At 40.2% G+C, this 13031-nt stretch carries 14 protein-coding genes; 5 read left to right on the forward strand and 9 right to left on the reverse strand.

All coding sequences use genetic code 11. The annotated features are described in order from the left end of the window. The first annotated feature begins 57 nt into the window (after positions 1-57). Genes WC848_03275 through WC848_03285 form a run of 3 tightly spaced genes read left to right on the forward strand, consistent with a single transcriptional unit; the run spans position 58 to position 2108 of the window. Positions 58-441, forward strand: a complete 384-nt coding sequence (locus WC848_03275) for an Rrf2 family transcriptional regulator (protein MFA5961677.1) — start codon at positions 58-60, stop codon at positions 439-441. A 13-nt stretch (positions 442-454) separates the two neighbouring features. Further along, entirely contained in the window at positions 455-1687 is a 1233-nt protein-coding gene (locus WC848_03280) for a cysteine desulfurase family protein (protein MFA5961678.1), read from the forward strand. Positions 1688-1721: 34 nt separating this feature from the next. Next, a complete protein-coding gene (locus WC848_03285) occupies positions 1722-2108 on the forward strand; it encodes an iron-sulfur cluster assembly scaffold protein (protein MFA5961679.1) in 387 nt (128 codons plus the stop codon). A gap of 408 nt (positions 2109-2516) precedes the next feature. Here the strand turns inward: WC848_03285 and WC848_03290 are convergent, their stop codons facing one another. The 9 genes from WC848_03290 to thpR form a co-directional block, all read right to left on the reverse strand. Next, positions 2517-3890 (reverse strand): C39 family peptidase, encoded by a 1374-nt coding sequence (locus WC848_03290; protein ID MFA5961680.1) that lies wholly within the window; start codon positions 3888-3890, stop codon positions 2517-2519. A 6-nt stretch (positions 3891-3896) separates the two neighbouring features. Further along, the gene (gene gltX / locus WC848_03295; protein ID MFA5961681.1) at positions 3897-5432 is read right to left on the reverse strand and encodes a glutamate--tRNA ligase; all 1536 of its coding nucleotides are present in this window, start codon (positions 5430-5432) and stop codon (positions 3897-3899) included. Between the two features lie 29 nt (positions 5433-5461). After that, the gene (locus WC848_03300; protein MFA5961682.1) at positions 5462-5872 is read right to left on the reverse strand and encodes a hypothetical protein; all 411 of its coding nucleotides are present in this window, start codon (positions 5870-5872) and stop codon (positions 5462-5464) included. Positions 5873-5890: 18 nt separating this feature from the next. Further along, positions 5891-6475 (reverse strand): Maf family protein, encoded by a 585-nt coding sequence (locus WC848_03305; GenBank protein ID MFA5961683.1) that lies wholly within the window; start codon positions 6473-6475, stop codon positions 5891-5893. Then, positions 6460-7194 (reverse strand): WecB/TagA/CpsF family glycosyltransferase, encoded by a 735-nt coding sequence (locus tag WC848_03310; GenBank protein ID MFA5961684.1) that lies wholly within the window; start codon positions 7192-7194, stop codon positions 6460-6462. The genes WC848_03305 and WC848_03310 overlap by 16 nt, the downstream gene beginning before the upstream one ends. 186 nt (positions 7195-7380) lie before the next feature. Further along, on the reverse strand, positions 7381-7983 hold the full coding sequence (locus WC848_03315; protein MFA5961685.1) for an HD domain-containing protein: 603 nt from the start codon (positions 7981-7983) through the stop codon (positions 7381-7383). A 24-nt stretch (positions 7984-8007) separates the two neighbouring features. Beyond that, positions 8008-8802, reverse strand: coding sequence for a class I SAM-dependent methyltransferase (locus WC848_03320; protein ID MFA5961686.1), 795 nt, complete (start codon positions 8800-8802; stop codon positions 8008-8010). A 250-nt stretch (positions 8803-9052) separates the two neighbouring features. Beyond that, entirely contained in the window at positions 9053-9850 is a 798-nt protein-coding gene (locus tag WC848_03325; protein ID MFA5961687.1) for a carbon-nitrogen hydrolase family protein, read from the reverse strand. A 16-nt stretch (positions 9851-9866) separates the two neighbouring features. Beyond that, on the reverse strand, positions 9867-10418 hold the full coding sequence (thpR, locus tag WC848_03330; protein ID MFA5961688.1) for an RNA 2',3'-cyclic phosphodiesterase: 552 nt from the start codon (positions 10416-10418) through the stop codon (positions 9867-9869). A gap of 120 nt (positions 10419-10538) precedes the next feature. Between thpR and priA the strand changes: the two genes are divergently transcribed. After that, complete coding sequence (gene priA, locus WC848_03335; protein MFA5961689.1) at positions 10539-12566, forward strand: primosomal protein N'; 2028 nt, start codon at positions 10539-10541, stop codon at positions 12564-12566. Between the two features lie 22 nt (positions 12567-12588). Further along, positions 12589-13029, forward strand: coding sequence for a peptide deformylase (gene def / locus WC848_03340; GenBank protein MFA5961690.1), 441 nt, complete (start codon positions 12589-12591; stop codon positions 13027-13029). Positions 13030-13031: the final 2 nt, after the last annotated feature.

Genomic DNA, 13031 nt, shown 5'->3' on the forward strand with positions numbered 1-13031 from the left:
TAGGCCATGGCCACTGTTGATCAATAGTCGACTCCGCCAAAGCTTCGTCGTACCGCTGTGCAATTTTCCACTAAAGCAGAATATGGCTTGCGAGCAATGGTTGCTTTGGCACGCGCCTATCCGGCACAAAAAAACATCTCGGAAATTTCGCAGGAGGAAAATATTTCTGCCAAATATTTGGAAACATTGATTGGGATGCTCCGTAAAGATAATCTTGTCAAAAGTCAGAAAGGCAAAAGCGGGGGATACACGCTCATCAAAAATCCTAAACTGATTTCTGCCGGAGAGATCATTGAGATTATGGAAGGACCGATCATTTCCAAGTGCGACGGAAGCCATTGCCAAAAAGCGAAGGTCTGCGCTTCCAGTCTTGTCTGGAACAAGCTAGCATATCAAATTAAAAAAACATTATTCGCAATTAAGTTAAGTGAATTAATATAAAATTATTAAAGATATGGCTAAGGAAAAAATATACTTAGACTATGCGGCGACAACGCCCGTGGACACTGAGGTGCTGAAAACAATGCTGCCATATTTTAGTGAAGAATTTGGCAACGCATCGTCCCTTCACTCTTTCGGCCGGAATGCCGCGGACGCCGTTTTTAGTGCACGAGAAAATTTGGCCAGTTTTTTCAAATGCGCTGATGAAGAAATAATTTTCACCAGCGGGGCGACTGAGTCAAATAATCTCGCTATCAAAGGGGTACTCCGCGCATACAATAAAAATGTAAAAAACAAAGGAAAGATTCCCCATATCATCACGACTGTTTTTGAGCATAGCTGTGTGTTCAATACTTGCCAAAAATTGGAAAAAGAGGGGATTGTGGAGGTCACTTATCTTCCGGTCTATGCGGATGGAATTATTAAGACTACGGATCTGGAAAAGGCGATTAAAGTAAACACGCTTTTAATTTCCGTGATGTATGTTAATAATGAGATTGGCACCGTACAGCCGATCGCGCAAATTGGAAAAATTCTTTCCGCCATTAATATTAAGCGAGGGAGTAAAATAATTTTTCACACTGACGCCACTCAAGCGGTCACCTATTTCGACACAAACGTCAAAAGATTAGGTGTTGATCTGCTTTCGATGTCCGCCCATAAGATTTATGGTCCAAAAGGCGTAGGAATGCTCTTTGTCAAAAAAGGCACTAAAATAAGCCAAATTCAGGACGGTGGAGCGCAAGAATTTGCTCTCCGTGCCGGCACACTCAACTCGACCGGCATCGTGGGTCTCGGTAAGGCCATTGAAGTCTTGGAAAAAAACAAACCAAAGGAAACCAAAAAAATAAAAGAACTGCGCGATTATCTAATTAAGAAAGTATTGAAAGAAATTCCCAAGGTCCAACTGAACGGCTCGCGATCCAAGAGGTCGCCTAATAATGCCAACTTTAGCTTTGCCGATGTGGAAGGGGAAAGCCTCCTGCTTTATCTTGATGCCGAAGGCATCGCCTGCTCAACTGGCTCAGCCTGCTCCTCAGGATCACTCAGTCCTTCGCACGTCCTTCTGGCACTCGGACTCAAGGCCGAACAGGCCCATGGATCATTGCGCATCAGCCTGGGAAAATATACGACCAAAAAAGAGTTGATTATTTTTGTTTCCAAGCTAAAAAAAGTTTTGGAAAAATTGCGAAAAGTTTCTGGAGAAATTTTGAAAGAATACTATTCGAAAAAAAATAAAATTTAATTTTTAATTTGCGCAATATTAAGCGTTGACATATATGAATTATTCCAAAGAGGTGATTAGCCATTTCACCGCTCCGCACAACCAGGGAACGATCGAGGATCCCGACGGCGTCGGGATGGTCGGTAATCCAGTCTGCGGCGATCTGATGAAGATCTATATCAAAGTCAAAAAGGATAGCAAGAAACGTGAGGTCATTTCTGACATTAAATTTGAGACGCTCGGTTGCGCCAGTGCCATCGCCACATCTTCAATGATTACTGATCTGGCAAAAAATAAGACGCTTGAGGAGGCGAGCAAAATTAGTCGCGACGATGTGGCCAAGGCGCTCGACGGCCTACCGCCAATCAAGATGCATTGTTCAAATCTCGCCAGCGAAGCGCTGGTGGCAGCGATTGAAGATTATAAGAAAAAAAATAAATAAGCACTTTTTAGTTTTTCAAAAAAATCACACAATAGGAAAGAGAGGATGGATAAAATAAAAAAAATATTTTTGCAAAATAAACTATTTTTATATTTTAATCTATTTAAAAACCACTGGTCCAGAAAATCATTTTTAATGATAGGGAAGGGTGGTTTTTTGATTAGTGGCTGCCTTTCGGGAAATATTGACCGTGTCGCACAATAACACTTTTACGACACGCTAGGGATTTTAAAGTGTAAGTCTTCTGAAAGTTTGCTTGCTTAAATCAAGATAGCTATTTGATATGTATGCACCACCCATTCACATTAATTTGCTCCTAGCGCAATTTTGAGGGTCGTTTTTTTTATGCATTTGCTTTTTTAAAAAACTGACCCCTCTCTTTGATTAATTGTCTAGTTAAAAAAAGAATTAATTATAGATGATCATTTGATCTATTGATACACTACTATCTACGCCCAATTTTCCTACCAGTGATTTTGAAGTGCCTAAGTATAGATTCGCTCCAAAATATGGATCATGGACGATATAATCTTTACTGTCTTTACCCGTGATGACGACGTAGTGGCCACCGCCACGACTGCGTTTAATGTAAACAATTACCGGATTACCTTTTTTGATCTGTGCGTCAACCGTAGCCCATTTGATGTTGCCATGCGAAATTGAAGAAACTAAGCTGATACCTGGTGACCAGGTAGTTGGCCATTGGATCAAATCATAATAATAAATTTTTTGCGAAGCCATCTTTCCTGGATCGATACTTGCTCCGTTTTTACGGAAGACCATCGCAACGGCTGTGACCGCACAACCATATGACTTCATTAAAGTCTTAGAATTGCCGATTTTTTTATTGCCCCAACGAGAATCTTTCTGGGAGAAATACCAGCTAGTCGATGCTAGGTTACTGCTCGGTTTAGGATAGCTACTGACGCTCGAACTGACATCGTCAATATTACTGGCGGCGCTAAAATCAAACAGCTCTTCTTTTTGCGCCTCGACTCGTGCGAGCAGTTTTTTGTATTTTTCTTCTTCACCTTGCGTTTGAACTAGTAGATTGGTTTTTTGATTTTCTGTCGCTTGTAAAGTTTCTTTTTTATCTGCTAAAGTTTCTTTGGCTTTGTCACTTTCAGCTTTTTTTTCAATCAACGAATTTTGACTATCCACCAATTCTTGCTTCGTCTGTTTGATTTCCGTCAAAATATCAGAGACCTTATTGCTTGATTGTTCCATATAATCCATTTGATTCAACACTTCCGAAAAAGCTTTGTCCGCTAGGACAATTGGCAAAACGCCTTGTTGATCATACTCATAATAGGATTGCATAAGACCTGAGAGGATTTTTCTTTGATAATCAATCTTCACTTCATCCGCTTTTATTTTCTCCGCAAGATCATCAATCTGCTGGCCGAGGGTTTCAACTTGACCCTGCGCTTTTTTTAGTTGCGCAAGCGTTGTTGCTTGCTCGTTGTTGATGCTATCCAACTGAGTAGCCAATGCGTCTTGTTGTTTGTTTTTTAGTTTGATTAAGTCTTCGTAGACCTTAGCTTTTTTTTCTAGCGCATTGCAATCATCAACACATTTGTCCTCACAATTATCCTGACTACTGGAGCTGGTTGGATATGCCGCGACACATTTTGCCTCACAAGTATCATCGCAAGAATCAGCGAAAGTGAATTGTGGCAACGCAAAAAATAAAAGTCCAACCGAAAAAAATAAAATTTTTTTATATTTTATATTTTTTCCGCCCAAGGCGGATCCGCCTTGGGCGGAATTTCCTATTCTCATAATTTTCTAAATTAAAGAAAGCGCCGCATCAATTCTTTTTATACTTTCCAATTTTCCCAAAACCCAAGCCACCTCGAAAGGCGATGGGGATTTTTGTGCTCCGGTCAGGGCAGAGCGGAGCGGCCAGAGCAGCTCTCCCCTCTTTTCGCCCGCCGCTTCCAAAAGAGCTTTTTCCAGATTTTCTTTTGTCCAATTATCTTGCGAAATATTTTCTAAAATATTTTTTGATTTTTCCAAATTTTTTTTCAGTTCATCATTACTCATTTCCTTCCAGCGCAAAAGTGTTTTGTCGTATTGCAAATCATCAGAAAAAAAGAACTGATTATTTTCTCCAACATCGCTCAATTTTGCCAGACGGTCACGTTCAACCGTCAGAACTTTTTTGAGAAATTCTGCTGATTTTTTTTCCACTCCGGCACTTTGGAAAAAATTCTTCTGTTCAAAAAATGGCAATGCTTTTTCATAAAGTTCATCAATCGAAAGTTTTTTCAGATATTGCGCATTGATCCAATCGAGTTTTTTCAGATCAAAAACTGCACCAGCCTTGTGCACTTTTTCCAATTCAAATTTTTCCACCAATTCATCCAATGAAAAAATCTCCTGCGTCTCCCCTGCTCCCGGGTTCCAGCCCAAAAGCGCCACAAAATTTATGATCGCTTCTTTGAGGTAACCTTTTTTAATATAATCCTCAACAGCTACATCTCCTTGGCGCTTGGACAGTTTTGTTTTGTCAGGATTGAGCAGGAGTGGTAGATGGGCAAATTTGGGCGCTTCCCAGCCAAAATAGCGATAAAGTATGAGATGTTTGGGTAAGCTTGGCAACCACTCTTCACCCCGAATCACGTGTGTGATGCCCATTTCATGATCATCCACCATATTGGCCAAGTGATAGGTCGGAAAGCCATCTGATTTCATAAGAATTTGGTCATCAATGAGCTCGGTCTTAAAGCTCACCTTTCCGCGCACTAGATCATCGACTTCAATTGTTTCCCCTTCGGGCATTTTCATCCTAATTGTGTAAGGACAATTGTTTTTGAGATTTTCGTTAATTTTTTCTTCGTTAATATTATGCAAACAATAGCGGTCATACATCGGCGCTTTTTTCTCCGCAATCAAATCAGCTCGCATATTTTCCAGTCGCTCTGGCTCGCAAAAGCAATAATAAGCTTTGCCGTCTTTCACTAACTGATCGACATATTTCTTGTAGATTTCTAATTTTTCCGATTGGATATAAGGCCCAAATTCACCCACCTCCAAAATATCTGGGTAATTTTTTGAGCTAACGACTGTCGCTTGGTCATCCGCAATCTCAGTCTGCAAAAAAACACCTTCGTTCCACTTGAGTCCCATCCAGTCGAGCGATTTAATGAGGCTTTGTACCGAACCTTCAACATAGCGCTTCTGATCAGTGTCTTCAATTTTCAAAATAAAATCCCCGCCAGTTTTTTTGGCAAATAAATAATCATACAAAGCTGTGCGCAAACTACCGATATGCACAAATCCGGTCGGCGACGGCGCAAATCTCACTCTGATTTTTTTCATATCATCCATAAAATTAAACCCGAAAATTATTAGGCTGCTTTTTCTTCCTTCTCTCCTTTTTCTTTCTTGATGAATTTCCAATGAACAAGGAGAATCGGCAGAGCGATAATCACCATTGTCAGAGCATCGACAACTTCATTTTGCCTGGCTGGTACGATGCAATTATCTCCCGACTGGTTCTCTTTCCAATTCTCATAATCCCTAAGGAGCGCATCAATCTGAGTCTTTTGATCTTCTGAGGCAGTTTCTTTTGAAATTACTGGCGAAACCGGTGGCTGTTGATTGCATTCATAGTAACTCTTCTTTTCCGCAGCCGGAAAAATATAGTATTTTAATCCGGTATCAATAAGTCTTCCCGCTCCGACTGCTACAAAAATGAGACTGACTAACGCGGCGATATAGAGGTAGCTGGTGCGAATAATCTTACTTGTTTTTGTCATAAGTTTTATTTTAAAAAATTATTTTTCAAGCGTGTTAACTCCCAACTTTTTCAGTGCCAGGTGGAGTTTGTTGAGTGGTAACCCGACAACGGAATAGAAATCGCCTTCAATTTTTTCAATCAGCACTGCTCCGCGATGCATGAGGCCATATGCTCCGGCCTTATCCAGCGGCTCTCCAGTCGCAACATAATCGTCAATCTCTTCCGCAGATAATTTTCTAAAAGTCACCCTCGCTTCATCATAATCAGTGATAACTGTATTATTTTTCGTATCGATAATCGCTAGTCCTGTAACAATTTCGTGGGTTTTGCCGGAAAAATCAGTCAGTATTCTTTTGGCATCAGTAGTGTCTTTGGGTTTTCCTATAAACTTTCCGCCAGAAAAAACGAACGTGTCAGCTCCGATGATAATGGCATCAGCGTAATATTTGGCCACATCTTGCGCTTTTCCCAAGGCTAAAAACTTTGCCAACTCATAGGGGTCACTCATAGCCGACATGTCTTCTTCGTATTCACTTTCTCTTATTTCAAAATCCAGCTTTATCTGCCTGAGAAGCATCTTTCGTCTTTCTGATTTTGAAGCTAAAACTATTTTTCTTGGCATATAAGTATTTTAATCGGAAAAACCACGACCGCGCCCCAGATTCTTTTCAGTCTTTTTTTCTTATGCTCCCAGGGTTGTGGTTGAAAGAGGCGCCAGAGCCATTCCAGGCCAACTGTCCGCAGAAAAACCGGGGCACGCCTGACTTTTCCCGTCAAAAAATCAAAGGATCCGCCCACACCCATCGCTAGCCGTATTTTAGCATCTTTCTGGGAATTGAGAAAGACTTCTTGATCGGGGGCGCCGAAGTTGCAAAACAGGACACAGCGATCAGCAATCAATGAGCAGGAAACAGTATTTTTATCCAAATCATTGCCACTAATTTTCAAATTGGGATAGGTCTTGAGAATAGCCTTTCTTACCTCTGTGAAGGTGTTCAAGCCATCCTTATTTATGACAAGATGAACAGCTAGTTTTTTTTGATTAGCCAGTTTTAATATTTCTAATGTTAAATCGGCCCCGGATACTCTGGATTTCAAATGCCAGCCATGCCGCCAAAAAGCGCATCTGATACCAAAGCCGTCAGCAATATTCAAAGCGCAATTGCCAAGCACTGTCCGAAAACATAAATTATTTTGCGCTTCCAAGATAAACTCAGGATTAACCGTGGCGATTTGGTGAAATTTTCCCTCGTCCAAAAAACTCTCGATTTTTTCCAGTATTTCTTTCCGTGAAAGATTGTCCACCCGCACACCTAGAATTTTGTATTCTTTTTCTGTCATAAGAGTGCCATTCCCGCGAAGGTGGGAATCCAGGTTCCACTAGTTACGAACTCTAGAAAATCGAACTACAAGTGTAGTGAACTTTCTATTACAGCTAGTCTTGAATTTCAATTAATTCGTTTTCTTTTTGTTTTTCGCCTGAGGTGCCTGGATTCCCGCCTTCGCGGGAATGACACAAAAAGCAAGCTACAAATTCTTCAATTTTCTGAAATAATTAACTCTAATTTTAACTAATCTCTTGGCCTGATCCTTACTAAACTCCGTAATAAACTTCGGAATTCTAATATTTAGCATTGAATCCATGAATTTTTCATTAGATTTGGCATCTAAAATCTGTTTTTTGGTATTTATATCCAAACCACTTAACACATCCGCCTCCATTAAGATTATTTCGTCAACATCTTTAATTTCGAATTTTTTATCATGCACCGCCACCAAATGAATTATTCGCGCTTTTTGTTCGTCGGTCAGAAAGGAAAAAATAGCATCTTGCAATAATTTTTCTGTTTTTTTCGCGCCCAACTCCATATGTAATTTTTTGGCGTTTTCAATAATCTCAAAATCCATAACCTGGCCGTCTTTGAATATTTCAGAATAGCCCCAATCATGAGCATAGGCTGCGATGATTAAGACCGTTTCGTCTAATTTTAATTCTGGGTTATGGCTTATGATTTGCTTCAGCCATTCAACAACTTCCAGCGTATGAATCCGATCAAAACCACCACGACTTTTTTCCAAGTCAGGCAGGATTTTTTCTTGGAGATATTTTTCTAGCTTTTTTAGATTCATGACTTTGTGATTTATTTTGCTTTCTTATTTTAGGCAAACATAAAAAACGGGTGATTTGTAAGAATTAAATTCTTTTGATAGTGACCCACGCATTGAATCAGCATCATCTTTGGATAGCTCCCCCATTTTTTTCCGTAGCTCTATTTTGAAACCAGCATTTTCAATTTGACCCTCCACTTCTTTTCTGCTTGCAAGGTGAATAAATTGTCTTTGTTTTAACTTAGCGTTTGGATAATTTCTCTTAAAAAACAGATCTCCAAAATCAACCTCTTCAATTTTAAATCCCAACGATTTTAAAATATAGAATTCAATCCACGCTTTCATCCAAAAAAATAAATACCTTCCCGAGTAATAACGCTCGTGAGCAGTTAGGATGAAATATCCGCCTGGTTTTAATACTCGATATATTTCGCAAAGAGCTTTTTGGCGATTTTCTTTTCCTGGAATTTGCACCCAGCCATTGTTGGCAAAAATTTCCCCGTCAAAATAATTATCATTAAATCTTAGATTGGTTGCATCACCCACCTCAAAATCAATGTTTATTTTTTTTGACGAAGTTACTTTTTTAGCAGTTTCAATCATCTCGGGAGTTATATCAACGCCGATAACCTCATATCCCTTTTGATTCAATGGAATGGCAGTTCTTCCTGATCCGCAACCAATATCAAGTATTTTTGACTTAGGTTTGAAGTATTTATTCACCAAAATCTCCTCGCTTTCCCAAAAACCTTGCTCGGCAACTTTTGCGTATTTCTCTTGGCAAGTATCGGAACCAAATTCGCCAATACTTTCTTTTTTAATTTGTTCTAGGTCATTCATAAATTCTTTAAATTTATTGTCATTCTGAGCGTAGCACAGCGGAGTCGAAGAATCTGCCACAGGTTACCGTCAGTATTGCTATAAATCGCAGAAACTACGATTATCGCGGGTAGATCCTTCGACTGCGTCCGAGTACAGACTCCGCTCGGGATGACAGCTTTTTTATTTTTGCCTAAAATATTTTTCTCTTGTTTGAATTAATCTTTTCATTTTGCACTTACTAAATTCAGTAATAAATTTCGGAGTTTAACTATTCTGTGATAACTTCAACTTCAGGAACCTCATTTGGTTGCCACTTAACATCACTATTCCTTATATACTCAAGTGACTCAACATCAAGCGTCGCTCTGAGTATTTCTTCTTTATCAAGAGAACCTTCGGCAAGCACTACGCGTTTCGGACAAATAATTAGGGCATGACCAAAGGATGGCCACTCTGTTGTATTTTTGCCAATAGTTCCAGGAGCAAGAACATAAACGCTGAACCACTTTGCCAGCGCTTTTAATGAATTAGTCCATAATTCAATAGACCTTTCAGAAACACCAATTGAATACGAAGGAACAAGCACAATTTCAACACCCGCTTTGTATAATTTTTCAAAAAACCACGCAGCATATCGATGAAAAGAATCTTTGCAAACTAAAATAGACATCTTGCCGAATTCAGTATCAAACACTTCGATGGTTTCGCCTGCTATCAATCCAGCATCAACTTCAGGCGGTGTCAAAACCACTTTATCATGAACATGCACCAGCTCGCCATTTCTATTAAAAAGAAACCCTCGATTGCGTAAATCATCGCTAGTTTTAACGATTGTTGCGCCAAATAGATACACGCCGTACTTTTTAGCAATACTCGATAGATAATTCATCGCGTCATATCCATTTTTGATATCCTCTATCTTGGCAAGACAATCTTCGGACAAACCTACAATATCAATTTTTTGTTGAGTTGCTTCTTTTACTAAGCGATCTATTTGTTCCTCACCAATCGATGTTGATTTAGGAATTTTCGCTTGAATGATAGCGACTTTAAGATCTTTTTTCATATAGGTATGTTAATAATTACAAATTTACGCTCAACGGGCAACTCTCAATCAAGACAAAATTATTTTTCCCTTCACCAAAGTGACTGGCCATAATGTCAACCGACTCGACGCCGACGGCAAAAGAAGCTTTTTCATCTACGCGTGGTTTTGAATCCAGTTCCTCCCATTTTTCTTTCCGGATCTTTCCCAAAGTGATGTGCGGAGAAAAAACTTTTTTGGAAGCGACAAAAATTTCCAATTCCTTTTCGATGGCTTCGCAAAGATTTTTTAGCTTATCACTGGCCTTTCCAACCACGCGGAACTCTTGAGGTTTTTCAACGCTCGGAGCAAGGACGATTTTTTCAAATTCCAGGTCAAACAGCTCAATATCGCAGACCGCCTCGCATACTTTTTGGCATGCCTGGGCCACCACGTCATTGTCAATATAGCCCAGAAAGAATAATTCAATGTGTAAATTTTCTTCTTTCGTCCATTTTACCGGTAGATTTTGCCATTTTTCACAGCTTTTAATGAGCCGACGCCTGATTCTGTCGGCTAAATTGATACTAATGAATATCTTTCTTTTCATAATGTTTTCGCTAAATTATCCCATTTGCTCCTTCTAGTTTAGCCTTTTTTACGGGATAAATCAAGCCGTTTCCCAACGCTTTATCTTCGAGAAATATCTTGCTAGAATAGAGAAAAGCTTATGGCAGAAGAAAAGACCCAATTCATCCTCAGCATCACTCCTCTTGTCAGGATTCCCTTGAATCGTGATCAGTTTTTTTATTACCTGGCGGATGAAAAATTGCCGGCCGGAACACTCGTCAGCATTCCCCTGTTTAAAAAAACTGTTGAAGGTATTGTAATTGAAAGCAAAAATGATTTTTCCCGCGTCGGCGGAATGACGCTCAAAAAAATTGAAAAAGTTTTGGAGCCAAATTTTCTCACCAAAGAGCAACTGGCTCTCGCTAGATATATTTCAGAGTATTACGTTATCTCACTAGGAGTGGTTTTGAAAAATTTTGTGCCCAAAAGAGCAAAGTCACGCAATATGAAACCCTCCTTCGCTTCCCCCTGCGCTAAAGCTACGGCGGGCAAGCAAGAAACAAGTGGGGAGAAAAAAATTACGCTAACTGATGAGCAAGATGAGGCGGTAAAAAAAATTACCAAAAAAGGCGCGGATAAATTTTTGCTCTTTGGGCCAGCGGGGTCAGGGAAAACTGAAGTCTATATCCACTCTATTCTGGAACTTAAAAAACAAAATCCAAAAAATCAATTTTTAATCTTAGTGCCGGAAAAAACCTTGACACCGCAAGCCTTGGAAAGATATGGTGCCTATTTTCCGGAAAATGAAATCGCCCTTCTCAGTAGCAATTTATCCAAAGGCGCCTTGTTTTCTAATTGGCAGCGCATCAAATCCGGCGAAGCCAAAATTATTATTGGCACCCGGATGGCTGTTTTTGCTCCATTTCGAAAACTGGCTCTCATTGTAATTGATGAAGAACAAGACATGTCTTTTAAACAATGGGATATGAATCCGCGCTACGATGCGCGAGCTGTCGCGGAAAAATTGAGCAATATTTTTTACAGTAAGCTCGTCCGCGGATCAGCCACACCAAGCGTTGAAACATATTTCAAGACTCAAAATAAAAACTATACGCTCCTAACTTTGAGCGATTCTTATCATCCCAAAAATTCAATCGCACAAAAAGTCCGCAGTACGATCGAATTGGTCGATATGAAAAAAGAACGTTGGGCGAAAAATTATTCTTGCATCAGTAAAAAGTTGCGGAGCGAAATCAGCTACGCTTTGAAAAATAATCTGCAAACAATCCTCTTCATTAATCGCCAAGGGATGAGTAATTTTTCTGTTTGCAAGAGTTGCAAGACTGTCCTCAAATGCCCTGATTGCGACCGCGCTTTGATCTATGGTTCGCGCGAATACAAATGCCCACATTGCGCCTTTGTCGCGTCCGCCATTCCGAATTGTTCCAAATGTCATGGCATTGAATTTCGCAATATCGGACTAGGCACGCAAAAAGTAGAGAAAGAAGTCAGAGATTTTTTTTCCAGTGCCAGAGGTTTGCGCCTCGACTCAGATGGGAGCAAGGAAAAAGATTTCCAAAAAATAGCGTATGAAAAATTTTCCCGCGGAGAGATTGACATTCTCATCGGCACCCAAATGATCACGAAAGGCTGGGATCTGCCTAAAATGGCGCTGGTTGGCGTCATTGACGCGGACAATATGCTCACGCTACCAGATTTTCGCGTCGGAGAAAAAGCTTGGCAAGATTTGGTCCAACTATCCGGCCGTGTTTCTAGGCCGGGCGCCAGATTTCCCGGCCGAATCATCATCCAGACCTATCATCCAGAAAATAAGATTTTGACGCTGGCCGCGCAAAATAATTATTCCGCGTTCTACGACCAAGAATTGCCTGACCGCGAAATTTTGCACTACCCACCTTTCGGAAAAATTGCTAAACTAGTCTTTGAGGATTATAATCAAAAAAGGGTTGCAAGCGAGACAGAACGGGTGTATAATCTTTTAGCTTCAGAAAATTGCGCCGTACAAATCAGTCCGCCGGCGGATGCATATGTATCAAAAATTCGCCGAAGATTTCGCCGTCAGCTAATCCTTAAATTTCCCGAAAAATTACCCCAAGAAATTCTCATCATTCTCAACGCACTTCCGACCGGTTGGGTCATTGATATCGACCCAGCTTCAATCATCTAACCTAAAATTTATAGCTAAAAACATGGCCATTCTTCCCATCGTAATCTATCCTGATCCGCGCCTCAAAAAAAAGACGCAGGAAATAAAAAACCCCAAAGACCCCCTCATTCAGGAGTTGATTTTCGATATGTTGGAAACGATGAAGGAAAATAACGGCATGGGTCTGGCCGCCACCCAGGTGGGAAAATCGCTGCGTCTGTGCGTCATCCGTTTTGAAAGAAAGACCCATATCCTAATCAATCCAAAAATTAAATCCAAATCTTGGGGCAAGGAAATTGCTGAAGAAGGATGTCTGTCTTTTCCTGGACAATTTTTACCCATTAAGCGCTCCAAAAAAGTCAAAGTAGTTGCCCAGAATAAATCAGGAAAACTTATCACTATCGAAGCAGAGGGACTTCTAGCCAGAGCATTACAGCATGAAATCGACCATCTGGACGGAATTTTATACATCGAAAGAGTCTAAAT

The sequence above is a fragment of the Parcubacteria group bacterium genome (assembly GCA_041659505.1).
Lineage (GTDB): Bacteria > Patescibacteriota > Minisyncoccia > Moranbacterales > UBA2206 > UBA9630.

Coding starts and splice junctions, on each gene's coding strand:
- WC848_03280 (MFA5961678.1), top strand. CDS start 455: ATGGCTAAGGAAAAAATATACTTAGACTATGCGGCGACAACGCCCGTG.
- WC848_03285 (MFA5961679.1), top strand. CDS start 1,722: ATGAATTATTCCAAAGAGGTGATTAGCCATTTCACCGCTCCGCACAAC.
- WC848_03290 (MFA5961680.1), bottom strand. CDS start 3,890: ATGAGAATAGGAAATTCCGCCCAAGGCGGATCCGCCTTGGGCGGAAAA.
- gltX (MFA5961681.1), bottom strand. CDS start 5,432: ATGAAAAAAATCAGAGTGAGATTTGCGCCGTCGCCGACCGGATTTGTG.
- WC848_03300 (MFA5961682.1), bottom strand. CDS start 5,872: ATGACAAAAACAAGTAAGATTATTCGCACCAGCTACCTCTATATCGCC.
- WC848_03305 (MFA5961683.1), bottom strand. CDS start 6,475: ATGCCAAGAAAAATAGTTTTAGCTTCAAAATCAGAAAGACGAAAGATG.
- WC848_03310 (MFA5961684.1), bottom strand. CDS start 7,194: ATGACAGAAAAAGAATACAAAATTCTAGGTGTGCGGGTGGACAATCTT.
- WC848_03315 (MFA5961685.1), bottom strand. CDS start 7,983: ATGAATCTAAAAAAGCTAGAAAAATATCTCCAAGAAAAAATCCTGCCT.
- WC848_03320 (MFA5961686.1), bottom strand. CDS start 8,802: ATGAATGACCTAGAACAAATTAAAAAAGAAAGTATTGGCGAATTTGGT.
- WC848_03325 (MFA5961687.1), bottom strand. CDS start 9,850: ATGAAAAAAGATCTTAAAGTCGCTATCATTCAAGCGAAAATTCCTAAA.
- thpR (MFA5961688.1), bottom strand. CDS start 10,418: ATGAAAAGAAAGATATTCATTAGTATCAATTTAGCCGACAGAATCAGG.
- priA (MFA5961689.1), top strand. CDS start 10,539: ATGGCAGAAGAAAAGACCCAATTCATCCTCAGCATCACTCCTCTTGTC.
- def (MFA5961690.1), top strand. CDS start 12,589: ATGGCCATTCTTCCCATCGTAATCTATCCTGATCCGCGCCTCAAAAAA.